The 16,043-nt window shown below is 45.2% G+C and carries 15 protein-coding genes; 7 read left to right on the top strand and 8 right to left on the bottom strand.

Annotation, left to right across the window (positions count from 1 at the left end; translation table 11 throughout):
- Positions 1–53: 53 nt before the first annotated feature.
- Positions 54–1,124, bottom strand: a complete 1,071-nt coding sequence (locus PY364_RS18300; protein ID WP_275524640.1) for an Mrp/NBP35 family ATP-binding protein — start codon at positions 1,122–1,124, stop codon at positions 54–56.
- Between the two features lie 235 nt (positions 1,125–1,359).
- Here PY364_RS18300 and hemF point away from each other — a divergent pair, with 235 nt between their 5' ends.
- Positions 1,360–2,391, top strand: a complete 1,032-nt coding sequence (gene hemF / locus PY364_RS18295; RefSeq protein ID WP_275524639.1) for an oxygen-dependent coproporphyrinogen oxidase — start codon at positions 1,360–1,362, stop codon at positions 2,389–2,391.
- Positions 2,392–2,462: 71 nt separating this feature from the next.
- On the top strand, positions 2,463–2,825 hold the full coding sequence (locus tag PY364_RS18290; protein ID WP_006631392.1) for an STAS domain-containing protein: 363 nt from the start codon (positions 2,463–2,465) through the stop codon (positions 2,823–2,825).
- Between the two features lie 148 nt (positions 2,826–2,973).
- Here the strand turns inward: PY364_RS18290 and PY364_RS18285 are convergent, their stop codons facing one another.
- A complete protein-coding gene (locus PY364_RS18285) occupies positions 2,974–3,594 on the bottom strand; it encodes a chromophore lyase CpcT/CpeT (RefSeq protein WP_275524638.1) in 621 nt (206 codons plus the stop codon).
- Positions 3,595–3,907: 313 nt separating this feature from the next.
- Here PY364_RS18285 and psb29 point away from each other — a divergent pair, with 313 nt between their 5' ends.
- Positions 3,908–4,621, top strand: a complete 714-nt coding sequence (gene psb29 / locus PY364_RS18280; protein WP_275524642.1) for a photosystem II biogenesis protein Psp29 — start codon at positions 3,908–3,910, stop codon at positions 4,619–4,621.
- 73 nt (positions 4,622–4,694) lie between these two features.
- Here psb29 and PY364_RS18275 read toward each other — a convergent pair whose 3' ends face one another.
- The 3 genes from PY364_RS18275 to PY364_RS18265 all read right to left on the bottom strand — a co-directional run bounded on the left by PY364_RS18275 (position 4,695) and on the right by PY364_RS18265 (position 7,791).
- Entirely contained in the window at positions 4,695–5,234 is a 540-nt protein-coding gene (locus PY364_RS18275; protein WP_275524637.1) for a late competence development ComFB family protein, read from the bottom strand.
- A gap of 51 nt (positions 5,235–5,285) precedes the next feature.
- Positions 5,286–6,614, bottom strand: a complete 1,329-nt coding sequence (locus PY364_RS18270) for a transposase (protein ID WP_275524636.1) — start codon at positions 6,612–6,614, stop codon at positions 5,286–5,288.
- A 277-nt stretch (positions 6,615–6,891) separates the two neighbouring features.
- Complete coding sequence (locus PY364_RS18265; protein ID WP_275524641.1) at positions 6,892–7,791, bottom strand: M23 family metallopeptidase; 900 nt, start codon at positions 7,789–7,791, stop codon at positions 6,892–6,894.
- Positions 7,792–8,329: 538 nt separating this feature from the next.
- On the opposite strand from PY364_RS18265, the gene PY364_RS18260 reads away from it, so the two are divergent.
- Positions 8,330–10,588, top strand: a complete 2,259-nt coding sequence (locus PY364_RS18260; RefSeq protein WP_275524635.1) for a cation:proton antiporter — start codon at positions 8,330–8,332, stop codon at positions 10,586–10,588.
- A 140-nt stretch (positions 10,589–10,728) separates the two neighbouring features.
- Here PY364_RS18260 and PY364_RS18255 read toward each other — a convergent pair whose 3' ends face one another.
- Positions 10,729–10,941, bottom strand: coding sequence for an RNA-binding protein hfq (locus tag PY364_RS18255; protein ID WP_275524634.1), 213 nt, complete (start codon positions 10,939–10,941; stop codon positions 10,729–10,731).
- Positions 10,942–10,983: 42 nt separating this feature from the next.
- Between PY364_RS18255 and PY364_RS18250 the strand changes: the two genes are divergently transcribed.
- The 3 genes from PY364_RS18250 to PY364_RS18240 all read left to right on the top strand — a co-directional run bounded on the left by PY364_RS18250 (position 10,984) and on the right by PY364_RS18240 (position 13,308).
- On the top strand, positions 10,984–11,154 hold the full coding sequence (locus PY364_RS18250; protein WP_275524633.1) for a hypothetical protein: 171 nt from the start codon (positions 10,984–10,986) through the stop codon (positions 11,152–11,154).
- 43 nt (positions 11,155–11,197) lie between these two features.
- Complete coding sequence (gene dapF, locus PY364_RS18245; RefSeq protein WP_275524632.1) at positions 11,198–12,034, top strand: diaminopimelate epimerase; 837 nt, start codon at positions 11,198–11,200, stop codon at positions 12,032–12,034.
- Positions 12,035–12,162: 128 nt separating this feature from the next.
- Positions 12,163–13,308 (top strand): hypothetical protein, encoded by a 1,146-nt coding sequence (locus PY364_RS18240; protein WP_275524631.1) that lies wholly within the window; start codon positions 12,163–12,165, stop codon positions 13,306–13,308.
- Between the two features lie 167 nt (positions 13,309–13,475).
- Here the strand turns inward: PY364_RS18240 and PY364_RS18235 are convergent, their stop codons facing one another.
- Together PY364_RS18235 and PY364_RS18230 are read right to left on the bottom strand one after the other, a co-directional pair.
- Positions 13,476–14,537 (bottom strand): potassium channel family protein, encoded by a 1,062-nt coding sequence (locus tag PY364_RS18235; RefSeq protein ID WP_275524630.1) that lies wholly within the window; start codon positions 14,535–14,537, stop codon positions 13,476–13,478.
- Positions 14,538–14,622: 85 nt separating this feature from the next.
- On the bottom strand, positions 14,623–15,804 hold the full coding sequence (locus tag PY364_RS18230) for an aspartate aminotransferase (protein WP_275524629.1): 1,182 nt from the start codon (positions 15,802–15,804) through the stop codon (positions 14,623–14,625).
- Positions 15,805–16,043 lie beyond the last annotated feature (239 nt).

The following is a 16,043-nucleotide window of genomic DNA, read 5'->3' as shown; positions in this document are numbered from 1 at the left end:
TATCCTAACCGCCCAGAGGGCGGCGTTACGCTATATTTAAAACTCAAAACTATCTAAGCAAGGGCAGCTACAGAAACTTTACCAGCAATGCGCTGCGCGATCGCTTTCAACTCCTTCGCCGAAGCTGAATCGGGTTGTCCCACGACGATGGGCACGCCTCCATCGCCACCCTCCCGCAAAGGAATTTCCAATGGTACGCGCCCCAACAGCGGTACGCCTAACTCAGCAGCAGTTTTCTCGCCGCCGCCAGACCCAAAAATATCGTATTGTTTATCTGGCATATCTGGGGGAATAAAATAACTCATATTTTCTACAATCCCCAACACGGGCACGCCTAACTGCTGAAACATCTTTAACCCTTTGCGAGAATCCAGCAAGGCTACCGTCTGCGGCGTAGTCACAATCACTGCACCGGCCATTGGTACTGCCTGTGCCATAGTTAACTGGGCATCACCAGTACCCGGAGGCATATCGACAATTAAATAGTCCAAGTCGCCCCACTGCACTTGATAGAGAAATTGGCGGATAATACCATTTAACATCGGGCCGCGCCAAATTACGGGCTGGTCTTTGTCAATCAAAAAGGCCATTGAAACTAGCTTTACGCCGTAGTTAAATGCCGGTTCGAGAATGTCTCCTTGGGGGCCTTTCGTGACCATAACTTTAGCATCTGCTAGACCCAACATTGTCGGGTCGTTAGGGCCGTAGATATCAGCGTCTAGTAAGCCTACTTTAGCGCCCAATTGAGCCAATGCTACAGCGACATTGACTGCGATCGTACTCTTACCAACGCCGCCTTTACCGCTGGAAATAGCTAAGATATTTTTAACACCTTCAATGCCTTGGCGATCGGGCACTCCTTTTTGTTTGGGTGTCTCTGCGGTGACTTCCACCGCTACGCCTTCAACTCCGGGTAACTGCTTAACTGCTTTCTGGCAGTCTTCAACTATAAACTCTCGCAGAGGGCAAGCAGGCGTAGTTAATACTAAGGTAAAACTAACTTGGCCGCCGTCGATTTTGATGTTGCGAATCATGTTCAATTCCACCAAACTTTTGCCGAGTTCGGGGTCTTGAACGGGTCGCAGGATTTCTAAGACTGAGTTAATATCGAGCGTATCGGACATTATTTTTCCACCTTTGCTGTAAATCAGAACTTACGCACACTTTACGTAACGCCGCCTTCTAGGCGGTTTCTTTACCGCCCAGAGGGCGGCGTTACGTAAATCCTATATTTGTTGCTATTTCTTAATGTATCTTTTTGTGCTCCTCTGCTGGTCTACAGTGGGATAATGACATCACCGCTAGATTTTGGATTCATTTGCCGATCTCAAAATCTCTAATCTTACATTTGAATTTGTTATGACAGTTTCTACAACTTCCCAAACCCCTACATCTGCACCTGTACTACCTGCCGACTCAAAAAGTAGGGTTAGTCAGTTCATGCAAGGCATACAAGACGAAATTTGTCAAGGTTTAGAAGCCCTTGATGGTATTGGCAAATTTAAAGAGGAATCCTGGGAACGCCCGGAAGGAGGCGGGGGACGTTCTCGCGTGATGACGGAGGGCGATGTTTTTGAACAAGGTGGGGTGAATTTTTCGGAGGTTTGGGGCGAAACTTTGCCGCCTTCGATTCTTAATCAGTACCCGGAATTGGCGGGTAAAGGTTTTTATGCGACTGGGACTTCGATGGTTTTGCACCCCCGCAATCCTTATATCCCGACTGTGCATTTGAATTATCGCTATTTTGAGGCGGGGCACGTCTGGTGGTTTGGAGGGGGTGCGGATTTGACTCCGTATTATCCTTTTGCTGAGGATGCAGCTCATTTTCATCAGACCTTGAAGGCGGCTTGCGATCGCCACCACCCTGAGTATTACCCCACATTTAAACTATGGTGTGACGAATATTTTTACCTCAAGCACCGCCAAGAAACGCGCGGTATCGGCGGTCTATTTTTTGACTACCAAGACGGCCAAAGCCAACTTTATCGCGGGCCAGACCCCAAGGGGCCTGCTGCTATCTACAGCAATCAAATTGGCATCCCGGAGCCCCGCAGTTGGGAAGATTTATTTGCCTTTGCCCAAGAATGCGGACGCGCCTTTTTACCAGCTTATTCGCCCATTGTAGAGCGTCGGCGGCCGATGGAATATGGCGATCGCGAACGGAACTTCCAACTCTACCGCCGGGGCCGTTACGTCGAATTTAACCTCGTCTACGATAGAGGAACTATTTTCGGTCTACAAACCAACGGTCGCACCGAATCTATTCTCATGTCGCTACCTCCTTTGGTACGCTGGGAGTATGGCTATCAACCGGAACCTCAGACTCCAGAAGCTGAACTGTACGATAAATTCTTGAAACCCCAAGATTGGGTTAATTGGATGGGTGTGTAGTCACAGCTCTGAGTTAAACTACTGTGAGATAATCAACCACCGCAATACCTACAATCTCGAGGGAAGGGTCAGTGATTCACATCGATCAAAAAACCCATACGCTTCAGGACGGTACAACAGTTATCGTCTTGGCACCGACTGGACGCTTGGACATCACAACCGCATGGCAATTCCGCCTCAAGTTGCAGGAATGTATTTCCAAACTTAGTCGCCATGTAGTTGTGAATCTAGGTCAGGTTAACTTTATCGATAGCTCTGGCCTAACTTCACTTGTGGCTGGAATGCGTGATGCCGATAAAGTTAAGGGGAGTTTTCGGATTTGCAACGTTCATCCAGAAGCCAAACTGGTGTTTGAAGTCACCATGATGGATTCTGTGTTTGAAATTTTTGAAACGGAAGAAGAAGCTCTAGAAGGTGTGCCCCGCGCAAGTTAGAGCGAAAAGATGAGAGGCTTAGGATTGCGGGATCTCAGAAGATGAGGAGTATCATGAACACCCCAGGGTGAATTCTTGCCCTCTTCCTTCTTCCTTCTTCCCTCTTCCTTCTTCCCTCTTCCTTCTTCCCTCTTCCTTCTTCCTTCCTTTAACTAATTACTTCTGAGGCGAAATCCTGGCTTTTGACAAATCTGAATGGGCCCATTAAAGCTCCCCAGATTCCTCTGCCTGTTTTAGGATCAATTCCTTTGTCATAGCTGAGAAATTCTTCTGCCGAAGCCTCAAATCCCAAATCTACTTGGTAAGTTTGACCGCCGTAGGTAAAACAGCACTGAGTTTCAGGGGGCAAGGATGCGCGAAACCGATAACGGTTTGCGGTTAAGTCTTGCCGAACAACTGCGAGAGTGCAGCCAGGGAGGAGTTCTACTTGCTCTGGCCTTAGCTGCTTCAGTAAATTAGGATTCTGACCTGCTCCCTGCACGGCCGCGATGTCCTTGAACATATAATATTGAACTTCCAAACGCTCTGGTGCTATTGCTGAGTGCCGGAGTTGCACAATCCGAGGTCGATAGGGTTTGTCTAGATTGAGAATGTTGGCTTGTTCTGCATACAAGGCGATACTCGGTTCTGGAAACAGCGGAAACGGAAGGGGCCGCTGCCAGAGGCGGAGGTGGACGTACCAAACTGGGTCGGCGATCGCTTGAGTGCGATTATCAAATTCCCCTGACATATATTTGGCTAAAGCGGTTAGTTCAGCAGAAAGTGTCATGTTGATTTAAAATCTGAAATTTTGTATTGACAAAAAAGCTTAGTCGTGAATTTGCCCAAAAAGTAAGTAAGCCCGAAGTCGAGGTGAATTGGCGATCCCGGCTAAGGTATAATGGTACAGGCAGCCCAATAACAGTCAGCAAAATCAACAAATCGGCAAGGTAGCCCTTTGTGGGTTTTAGCTAGTTGTTTGGGCTACAAAGCCTTGAAAAACGTGCAATGTTTTGTCAGCAAGATCGCTGCACAAAAAGTCCGGCTTTCCTCACACCGCCCAGCACCCCCGCTGCGGCGTATTTCGACCGCTAGAAGACCAGGTGAATAATAACAGCACTGTCTCAGATACAAAGCGAAGTTTCTACACGATTCACACTCGCCCTATTAACTCTATCTACCGTCGAGTAGTGGAAGAGTTGATGGTAGAAATGCACTTGCTTTCGGTGAACGTCGATTTTCGCTATGACCCAATTTATGCCTTGGGCGTGGTAACAGCCTTTGAGCGCTTCATGCAAGGGTATTTGCCAGAACAGGACAAGGTTTCAATTTTTAATGGGCTTTGTCAGGCTTTGGGAGACGATCCCCAGCGATACCAGCAGGATGCGAGACGCTTGGAAGGTTTGGCTGCTCGCGTTTCTACTTTGGACTTGCTGTCGTGGCTGGATGGCTCGACTAGCTTTGCCGATACTGGTGATTTGCAAGGGTCAATAACTGCGATCGCTACTAACTCTAAATTTAAATACAGCCGCTTATTTGCAATCGGTTTGTTCTCGCTGCTGGAAATAGTAGATCCCGACTTGGTTAAAGATCGAGAGGCGCTAGTCAAGGCGATCGCGAAGGTTTGTGTAGCATTGCACCTACCAGAGGAAAAAGTCACTAAAGATTTAGACCTGTACCGCAGCAATCTGGAAAAAATAGCACAGGCGCGAATTGTCCTTGCAGATGTCCTGCAAGCAGATCGCAAGAAACGCGAAAAACGTGCAGAAAAAGCAGTTGCTAGCCCTCCGAATGGCTCAGAGGAAGCTAGCAATTAGTTAACGGTTAACTGTTAACTGTTAACGGTTAACTGTTAACTGTTAACGGTTAACGATTAACTGTTAACTAATTTTATAAAGGCTGAGGATCGAAATTCGTGGCATTAGCTTGTAGCCACGTAGTTAGCTGGGAGAGGACTTCGTTTCCAGAAGACTTACCCAAGGCTGTTGGGTTGGGAGTGTCTGGTCGATCCAAGTTACGGGCGATCGCCTCGTTAACTTGACCAGCAATCAAATCCTGAAGTTGCTCTTTTGCCTTCGCCCTCTGAAAATGTGCGCCCTCCTCGGTGGTGGCATAAAGAGGTGGAAGCCTATTTAAGGCATAAGCGGCGATGTCTCCCACATCTAGAGTCATCTCGCTAGCCGCCTCAATTTCTGCTACCCGCGCGATCGCCTCGCTGAGTACCAATTCTTCCATCACATTTATGAACTGCTTGCGGGGTAAAACTACAACTTCCCCGGTTAATAAAGCTCCCATCAGACGATCGAGAGCCATATATTCTTCAATGGAAAGTTCCGAGGCCGTGTTGCAGATCCGCCCCACCTCTGCTTCCATCGACGGCGTTAAATAACCGTCTTGCAAAGCTTGTTCGACAATTTTTTCAATACTCATAATGCTTCCCCGCTCGACGGCATCATTAATAGAATTTTGAAACTCTCAGGTCTAAAGACGCTGAGATTCTTGAAGAGTCCAGAATCTGAACTTCAAAGGCGCTTTCAATTCGCCTCTACTGATTCCACTTAGTACAAGCCCAAGCTTCACCGATACTTTTCTAAGAATATTCGCCGCACCATTACAATCGGCATTAATTTCAACACCCTCAGAAGTATGATACAACCCGCGCTTAACTCTTTTGCCTGACGGCTCCCAGCCTAACTCTTTCAGAGTGGCTTCGCCTACGGGTTTTTCACCGTATATGGGGAGCGTATCAGAATCTAAAAAGCTGGCTTTACTGGTGTAACTTTCTTCTGTTTCCTCAAACACTATACTGTACAACTCACATAATTGTTGGATTCTCGCCTTGAGTCTGGCGGTAGGTATTTGCACAAAACTTTGGTTGGTTTTCTTGCCTAGTTCAATGCTATCTTTCTGCCCTTTGTTCCAACCGAAAACTAGAGTACCGATACCATTGTCTAAGCAGTGGTTAATCACCAACCGAGCCGCCTTATTGATTGCATCTCGCATTTGCCTGTTGCGTTTCTCGGTGGCGGCTGCTAACCGCTTCGACCAAAAGCCGTTAGGCTTATCGGTAGTTTGTTTTGCGGTTTGTTTGTTGTACCATTGGTTAACAGATTTTAAATGTCTGCCGTCAATAATAAAACTTGTTCCGACATTGCTAACTCCCGTTAACCAATTGTTTAAACCGGGATCTAGTCCCAAGCATTTAGCCGGGTCTAACACGGGCTTTTCAACCACAACTGGATAGACAAATTCGACATAAAAGCAACCGTTTCTGGGAAGTATCCGCACCTCTCTAAGAGCATCAAAATCTAGGTTGGACGGCATTGGCAAGAAAAACTCTTTAATGCCAAACCAAGCATTCACACGCAAACCTAGAGGGAATCTTATTTGCCCATCAACCAATTTTAAAGACCGTTTGGGGTAGGCAACTAATTGATATCCTGGTTTGCGATAATTGGGCGGTTTAGGCTTGTTCTCAAGTTCGCCATTTAGCCATAATTCTCTTAACTTAGCGAAAGAGCTAATTGATTCCCCCACCGAGTTACAAATTTGAGTAGCTGCTTCAGAAGAAAGGGCTGAAAAATGCCTATTTCTAATTAAGACCTTCCCTAGATCAAACCCGGTTACATACTTATGAGCTTTAAACCACATTTGACGTGCGTAGTAAGTAGCGCAGTTGTGTAGTTTATTAGCCTCGCCACAAATGTATTCAAGAATTGATTTTAATTCCTGATTAGGTGCGATTAAGTTTTGCTGAACACCTAAGTTAACTTTAGGCTTTTTAGGTGTTTTACTTTTAGCTTTGGCCATGCTTTATCTTGTACATTTATTTTCAACTGCTTTGTCTTTTATTTTATCGTCTATCACAAGATGGAAACGTTAAAAAATTCAGAAAGATTCACGGCGGTTAAAACCGCGTCTCGCTTTCCTCTCAGGGCTGAAGCCGCTGAGCTTCCCGCTTTAGGTATTTTTTGTGATCGCCCTTACTCATCCTATCATCCACTGGTAGGAGAATAAATCCTGACGCTACCTTTGAGCCTCAAGACTTGAGACAAAGGCTGTTTGCGATATTTGCCGATCGCAAATGTTAATCAATCGCCTCATATCGCCAAGGAACAGGATCGACCGAGGCTCCATTCACATAAAGCCCCCAATGCAGGTGAGGGCCCGTCGCTGCTCCTGTTGCTCCCAAAGCCCCGATCGCTTGACCAGCTTTCACAAAATCTCCCTCACTAACATTAATCCGGCTTAAGTGTAAATAGATGGTCGCCACACCTTGACCATGATCGATGCCGATGACATTACCATGAATCAGAAATCCTTCAGACTCACGCCCAACTAGAGCTATGCGACCAGCAGCAGCAGCCACTACGGGAGAACCGTAAGCACCAGCATAGTCTACACCCCGATGGTAATAATCTTTCGCGAAGACTCCATTGTAGTACCGCCGTACCCCATAAATGGTTGTAATCTCTCCGTTATTCGGTCGTAGAAATGGCCCATTCCAGAACTTCTGCGGTGTCACCAGAGCCTTAAATGCGTCTACGCGGTCAAATTCGCGGTCAGTACCTTCGCTATCTTTACCGGGAGGAAGCCAAATCGACTGAGTGGGAAAAGAGCGATCGCGCACCTTTACAGTTAAATTTTGCCTTTCGCCACCGCTGGTAACTTGGATTTGCATTGAGCCAGCACTATCTAGGGGGGTTGTCGGTAGCAGCGCCCGCCATCTACCATTTCCCATAGGAAACGCTTGGTAAGTCTTCTGTTTAACAGAAACCGTCGGAGTTGCTTCTCCGCTAGAATCTGCCTGAATCGCTACCGACAGGGTATCGCCCAGTTGCGGGTTCGGCGGTTTGATCTGTACCTGCAAAGCTTGTAGTGGTGTTGCCAAACTGATAACACTGGCAACTGTCACCCCACTTACTACTGCCGCAATTTTCTTAGCTGCCAATCTACAGCCGTTTTCAAGTGAATTGAATACAATCATCCCCAGCTCTCGCCTTACTAAGGGGGCGGGTGAGACTTTGTACTCAAATGAGTTGAAATTCGCTTTAATTGCAGTTAGCGAAGAAGTAAGGGTCTGATTCCAGGTATTGACTTGTTCGATCATGATCGTTGAAATCTATAGAAACTCAACTAACTTTTGCTCTTAAGTAGAATTGATTAGGACTCAAGCCAACTGTGACCAGAGAGGGATTGATTTTAGAGTCTTAAGACTTACGCAAATAAACTACCTATTGATTTTTTGGCGCGGATCTATTTAGTCATTTTGTCAACAATATTACCTGAAAAGGTTAAAAATATTGTCGATCGTCACTCCAATTATTCATTTTGAGTGAGATGAAACGTTTTCAACAATAAAGCAAATCTACCAGATTGACTTGTCACAATTAGAGTTTTTTGTCAGTGCAGGATTCTGTGCCATTAAAAACTCTAATTCTGCTTGCTTACAATTTTAGTTGATTGTCAATTTTTGTCAACACATTAGAGAGTATAATATAACTTTATAATATTTTCATAAAGTTGTGCAAGAAGATTTCAGACTGATCGTTGACTTAGTTCTAGTCCTCGCGGCGGCGGCAGCAGGAGGACTCTTCGCGTCACTTTTGCGGCAACCCCCACTACTTGGCTATCTTCTAGGGGGAGTAGTGGTAGGGCCAACTGGGTTGGGATTGATTAAAGAGTTAATTCAGGTAGAAACTTTAGCTCAGTTCGGCGTTGCCTTTTTACTGTTTGCTTTGGGTGTGGAATTTTCCTTCGCCGAACTCAACCGAGTCAAAGGTATTAGCCTCGGTGGTGGCAGCTTACAAATTGTACTGACGATTATTATCACTACCTTGGTCTCCGTAGGGATGGGGTGGGTGCATTCGCCAGCCCAAGGAGTATTTCTAGGAGCCATACTGTCCCTATCTTCAACGGCTGTCGTGCTTAAGTGCTTAATGGAGCGCAACGAAGCCGCTACACCTCACGGTCAGGTAATGCTAGGGATATTAGTAGTGCAGGATCTAGCGCTGGGATTAATGCTGGCAGTTTTGCCGGCACTGAATCAGCCAGCAGAAGCGATTGGGATGGCGATCGCTTCTGCTCTACTGAGAATCAGCTTATTTGCGCTTGGCGCTATAATCGTTGGCATTTTGGTAATACCGCCTTTGCTACGTTTCTTAGCGAAAACTGAGAGCAAGGAGTTGTTTTTGCTGGGTGTAGTTGTCTTAGCTTTAAGTATTGCTCTACTGACAGAACATTTGGGTTTCTCGATTGAAATGGGAGCTTTTGTCGCTGGTTTAATGATTTCAGAGGTGGAGTATGCTGACCAAACTTTAACCTATGTCGAGCCGCTGCGAGATATTTTTGCATCTCTATTTTTTGTGGCAGTGGGAATGTTAATTGACCCTAGATTTTTGTGGAACAATCTAGAACTGATCCTAGGCCTGGTATTTCTAGTATTTGTGGGCAAATCCGTGATTATTACGCCGATAGTCAGGTCTTTTGGCTATCCCTTGAAAACGGCATTAATTACTGGTTTGGGGCTAGCTCAAATCGGTGAATTTTCCTTTGTACTTGCCAGTGCGGGACAAAATTTGGGATTAGTTTCGCGGCGGGTGTATTTGTTAATTGCAGGAACAACGGCAGTTACTTTGGTAATTACGCCATTTGTCATGGGGCTGGTGCCGAAACTGCTAAACTGGGCGGAAACATTCGAGCCGTTGCAGCCTTATTTTAACCACTGTTCTCAACCAAAAGCAATAGCTGAAAATTTGCCGGCACAAAATCACGTTGTGATCTGTGGCTATGGGCGGGTAGGCCGCAATTTGGTGCGGCTGATGCAAAGTCACGGTTATCCTGTGGTGGTGATTGACCAGTCAGAAAGTAGAGTGCAAGAATGTAGAGCACAAAACATTTCTTACATATACGGCAATGCGGGCAGTTTGCACGTACTGGAAGCTGCGGGGGTGGAACGGGCAAAGGCAATGGCGATCGCCCTTCCTGACCCCATGAGCACTCGCCTTTGCTTAAAACGAGCCTTGGAGTTGGCCCCAGAATTGGATATTCTAGTGCGAGCTAATCATGATAAAGATATTGAACTGCTTTATCAATTGGGGGCGCTGGAGGTGGTGCAGCCAGAATTTGAAGCGAGTTTAGAACTATCTTCTCATTTACTAGAAGGGATGGGATTGTCCGCGATCGCCGTCGAAGCAGAAGTTCAGCAAATCCGTAGCAGCCGCTATCTGGAATTACGCCTAGATCGAAAGCCCCTAGAAGTCTCGCGGGAACTCAAAGTCGCAGTTCAAGAGATGAACAGCAAATGGTTCTCATTACCGGAAGATTCTCCTTTGGTGGGTATGACTCTGGAAGAAACTAACTTGCGACAATTAACTGGGGTAAGTTTAATGGCGATCGTGCGGCAGTTGGGGGAGGAAATTGACTATCCTCATGGTCAAACAGTCTTGCAAGGAAGCGATCGCGTTTTGGTGGTAGGACAACCCGAAGAACTTGCCAGTTTCTACCTACTAGCTAGGGGAGAAGTTGCACTTCCCCAGGGCGGTAACTCTTGCCAATGGCTAGCTGTAGCAGCTAATAGCCCTTGGGGAGGCAAAAAGCTTTCTGAGTTGGATTTAGCGAATTTGTGCGGGGTAGAGGTACAAGCCATCCAGCGAGAAGGAAAGTTTATCCGATGGCCGGAGGGGGATATGGATTTACAACAGGGCGATCGCTTGTTGCTATGTGGCAGTTTCTACCAACTGATCTCAGTACACCAAGAGATAGAGTTAAAGGTTAACAGTTAACAGTTAACTGTTAACTCTATCTACTCTAGGAAAGGGGAAGACTGGGAAACCAGGAAATTAGGTTAGATTTAACTTCCCCCGCTCCCCTGCTCCCCTGCTCCCCTGCTCCCTCTCTCCCCTGCTCCCCCTCTCCCCTCTCCTCAGCTTTTAGGTTTGAGATAGACAATGGCTTGTCGCCAGATCGTAGTCTGCGTGTTTTCTTCGTCGATTAGGCAAATGCAATGGGGGTCTTGCCAGAAAATTTTACCAGTTAAGAGGTCATTGGTGACAAGCTTGAGTTCTAGTTCTTGTTTATCTTTGATGTAGGTTTGAACTTGGCGAATGCTGGGCAATCCAGTCTCGAATTCAGACATAATCGTTAATAAGTAATAGGTAATGGGTAAGGAGTTTAGTCAGTGGTCAAGATACTTGAACATAACTTACGCACTCACTACGATCTTCTGTCATTGCGAGTAAAACGAAGCAATCTCAGACCTTTAGGACTTAGGCAAAATTGGTTTGTAACGCCGTCCTCTGGCGGTATCATTACTGCCGGGACGGCGGCGTTACGGCACAAACGTGGGTAAGTTCTATAGAAGTTTATCAAGTTAATTAGGAGCCGATCGTTAAATGGCAATTGAGTTTACTAAGTATCACGGACTAGGTAATGATTTTATTCTGATTGATAATCGTCATCAGTCAGAACCAATTTTAACGTTACAGCAAGCAGAGGAGTTGTGCGATCGCCACTTTGGGATTGGTGGAGATGGCGTAATCTTTGCTCTTCCGGGGCAAAATGGTACGGACTACACGATGCGGATTTACAACTCCGATGGTTCGGAAGCTGAAATGTGCGGTAATGGTATTCGCTGTTTAGCTAAGTTTATCGCGGACTTAGAAGGTGTCAATGCTAAAACTCAGTATCGCATTGATACTCTTGCTGGTGTCATGACCCCGGAATTGCTAGCTGATGGTCAGGTAAAAGTTGATATGGGAATACCCCGACTTCTAGCGGCGGAAATTCCAACAACTTTGGACTCTCCCGATCGAAAAGTTGTAGAGTTACCTCTAGAAGTAGCAGGACAGTCTTGGTCAGTTACCTGCGTTAGTATGGGAAACCCACACTGTATCACCTTTGTAGAGGACGTTTCAGCGATTGCCTTAGAAACTATTGGGCCTCTATTTGAGCATCACGCGGTTTTTCCTCAGCGGACAAATACAGAATTTATCGAAATTATACGTCGAGACTACGTGAAAATGCGGGTGTGGGAAAGAGGCGCTGGTGTTACGCTGGCTTGTGGGACAGGTGCTTGTGCTTCTGTGGTAGCTGGAGTCTTAGCTGGAAAGTGCGATCGCATTGCTGCGGTTGAACTCCCAGGCGGTATTTTGCAAATTGAATGGTCACAGGCCGATCAAAGGCTTTATATGACTGGGCCAGCAGTACAAGTATTTGCTGGTAAAATTTAGCCGTCAACAGCAATACCGCAATACTCTGAACACAGGAATAAATAAGCAATTGAAGCTTATTTATTCTGTTCCCAATCTAACATCTAACATCTAATATCTAACATCTAAAATCAATTAGGGGTACTTTAATGGGCGGCGGCATTTATCTAATTCAGGACGACGACCGGCTGGTAGAAATGACAGAACAACCCTATGATTCCGAAGATCAGCTTCAAGAACTGCTAGAAACTTATCCTAACCTAATAGCAGGCGATCAAATAGATAGAGCGACACCGAGGCGATGGCTATTAATTTCACGGGAAGTAGCGCTGTTAAGTGAGGAAGAAACTGCTGGTCGTTGGTCGTTAGATCATTTATTTCTTGACCAAGATGCAATTCCTACCTTGGTGGAAGTTAAGCGTGCTCGCAGTGCGGATACTCGGCAAAAAATAACTGGTCAAATGCTTGATTATGCTGCTAATGCTGTAGTTTATTGGCCAATTGAGTCAATTATTGGTTTATTTGAAGCTAATTGCCGAGAGCAAAATCGCGATCCAGAACAAATTTTTGAGGAATTTTTAGGTGCTGATGTTAATGAGGATCGGTTTTGGCAGAAGGTAAAAACTAATTTACAAGCTGGTAAATTACGTTTAGTTTTTGTAGCAGATGAGATTTCCGCAGAAATGCGGCGGGTGGTAGAATTTCTGAATGAACAGATGGACCCGGTGGAAGTGTTGGCATTAGAAATTAAGCAATATGTTAGTCAAGATGGTTTGAAAACTTTGGTTCCTAGAGTGATTGGCCAGACGGCGGAAGCGCAACAGAAAAAATCGAGCGCGACTCGTGAAAGAAGGCGTTGGGATGATGTTTCTTTCTTTGAGGAATTGAAAGCTAGACGGGGTGAAGATGAGGCAGAAATGGCTAGTTCTATCCACGATTGGGTACAAAGTCAAGAGCCTGAAGTTGAGGTACACTGGGGTACGGGAGACACTTACGGGGGCTTTGCTGCTCAGCTTCATCAAAGAGGAAGAAAACCTTATCAGTTGTTTACTGTTGATATTTCTGGAAGGTTGGAGATTTCTTCTAGTAATTATGGTTCCCAGTGGCCGTTTAATGAGGGAGGTAAATGGTTGGAATTGCGGTCTAAACTTAGTTCTATCGGTCTGTCGTTGCCGATAGATCCTGGGGAAAGACGTTCGCCTAGTTTGCCTTTATCTACGTTGCAGGATGAATCGGTTCTTAAGCAGGTTCTTGAAACTTTTGATTGGATTATTGAGGAAATTCAAAGTTCGTAGAAATGTTAACTGGTAATTGGTAATTGGTAATTGGTAATTGGTAATTGGTAATTGGTAATTGGTAATTGGTAATTGGTAATTGGTAATTGGTAATTGGTAATTGGGGAAAAATTTTCCCAGTCTCCCCCTCTCCTTCTTCCTTCTTCCTTCTTCCTTCTTCCTTTAACTTAACTGCTACGGGGTTTTTCAGTGGCCATGATAATCAAATAGTCATTATTATCTAACTTATAATCGGCTGGAGGATTAGAAACAACTTCCCCTTCTATGCCTTTTTGCACAGCTAAAATAATACTTTGATAAGTTTGTTTCATATATATCAATACATCTATAAATGCCAGTCCAATCTTAGATTTAGGAACTGGAACTTTATATAACTGATTGCCATCTTCCGAGCGTAATATCTCGTAGATGACTTTAGTAATGCCGTGATTTAGCGCTGCTTGAGAAATCAGCATACTGCTTAAATCACTACTAACGATGATTTCATCAGCATTAGCTCTTTTACAAGTCTTGACGTAGGCTTGATCTACTAATTCTACAATTGTATAAGCGTCGGGATTAATGCTTTCTACCGTTAGCGTAGATAAAATAGCTTTAGCATCGCGAGCTATATCCTCTAAACTATCGTCACCTAAAATTATCACCGTTTTAGCTTTAAGTAAGTGGGCGCGATGTAAGGTTTCATCACACACTTGACCTTTGATAAAGAAAAAATCGATTTCATCTAGAGGTTTCCTTTCTATATCAGCTATTAAAACGATTGACGTTTCTGGATTTTGAGTGTCGATGCTTAATTCATTCAAAATTACTCGCGCTCGATAATTCCATCCGCACAAAATAGTATGATTTTCAAGATTGCGTTCGCCCATACCTAGATAGTCTTTCATTTTTTTACCTATTAAAAGAGTGGCCATTGTCGCACTGAATGTGGCTAGTAGACCGATGCCAACAAACATATTAATGACAGCAATTAGGCGACCAAAAAGTGTCGTAGGGGCAATGTCACCATAACCAACAGTTGCTAATGTAACGATACTCCACCACAAGGAATCAACGAATGATAAATGTGGTTCTGCCCACGATAAACCTAAGCCACTAGCTAGAATGAATAGAGCAATAAATACTATTAGCCTATCCAGATTTTCATTCTGCAAAAAACGCAGGATTTTTTGCAGATTTTTGCTCCCAACCTTCAATATTTTTTTGTTCTGCTTTTTAAAATTGCTCAATTTATTGTTTCTCTCGTTACATCATAGATAACACATATTAAAAAGTTAAAAATTGCCGATAGTATGCAATTTTTAACTTTTTAATTCAGAAATGAATATTTGCTTGTTTCAACCGTCGCAATGCTTCCCCTAAGCGATCGCAATCGGCAATCAAACTAACCCTGACATAGCCTTCGCCGCCAATCCCAAAAGCGTTTCCCGGCGTGACAACAACTCCAGTTTGCTGTAAAACATTGAGGGCGAAATCAGTGGAACCAATACCCGGAGGACAGGGAACCCAAAGATACATTGTTGCCAAAGGTTTAGGTACATTCCACCCTAATTCAGCTAATCCATTAATTAAGAAATCTCGACGAGTACGATAACGTTCCTGTACTTCAGTTAGATATCTATCGGGCAATTGTAATGCGGTTTCTGCGGCGGTTTGGATGGCGGCAAATATGCCATAATCGAGGTTAGTTTTTAATGTCCGTAAACCTTGAATAATCCGGCTATTTCCAACTACAAACCCAACTCGCCAACCGGCCATGTTGTAAGTTTTGGATAGAGTATGAAACTCTACGCCGATTTCTTTACCGCCGGGAATTTCTAATAAACTTGTGGGTTCGTAGCCGTCAAAGGCTAACTCAGCATAGCACAAATCGTGGACTAATAGGATTTGAAATTTGCGGGCAAAGGCGACAATATCTTTGAAAAATTCGCGGGGGGCGGTTGCGCCTGTGGGGTTGCTGGGATAGTTGAAATAGAGGATTTTGGCTTGTTCGGCTACTGCGTCGGGAATATCGGCTAAGTCAATTACCCAGTCGTTTTCGGGCTTTAATATTATGCTGTGAATTTTGCCGCCGGCGATCGCGGGGCCGCGAAAGTGGGCGGGATAGGCGGGGGATGGTACTAATACTAAGTCGCCGGGGTTGATGTAGGCGATCGCGAGGTGAGTTAAGCCTTCTTTGGAACCTAATAATGGCAAGGCTTCGCTATTAGGATCGAGTTCGACGTTGTAGCGGCGGCGATACCAGTTGGTAATGGTTTTACGGAAGCTGGCGGTTCCTTCAAAGGGGGGATAGCCGTGATTTGCTGAGTTTTGAACGGCTGCGATCGCGGCCTCTACTACGGGCTGGGGTGTTGCGCCGTCGGGGTTCCCCATTCCTAAGTCGATTAAGTCTAGTCCTTGTTCGCGGGCACGGGCTTTGAGTTCGTCAAGGCGGGCAAATACGTAGGGGGGTAATGCTTGTAATCTGTCGGCGGGGCTAATCCAATCTAATGTCATTTCTAATGAGGTTGCTATTTAATAACCGCAGAGGGAGTTGATTTTTTGGGAAAGATGACGTGCAAATCATTATCATACATAATCTGCGCGGATCTGCGGTTAAAGTCACATTTTGCAATTTTCGTAGCCAGATTGCGATCGCGTTGGGGTTTTAGGCAGTTGCCATGACGATTAGGATAATTTTATTTTTTCAGCTATTTACGTAACGCCGCCTTCTAGGCGGTTAGAGCACCGCCTAG

The organism is Kamptonema sp. UHCC 0994, assembly GCF_029167235.1.
GTDB lineage: Bacteria > Cyanobacteriota > Cyanobacteriia > Cyanobacteriales > Microcoleaceae > Kamptonema.
Note: the sequence above shows the minus strand (reverse complement) of the source record. Positions and strands in the feature narration are given on the sequence as shown.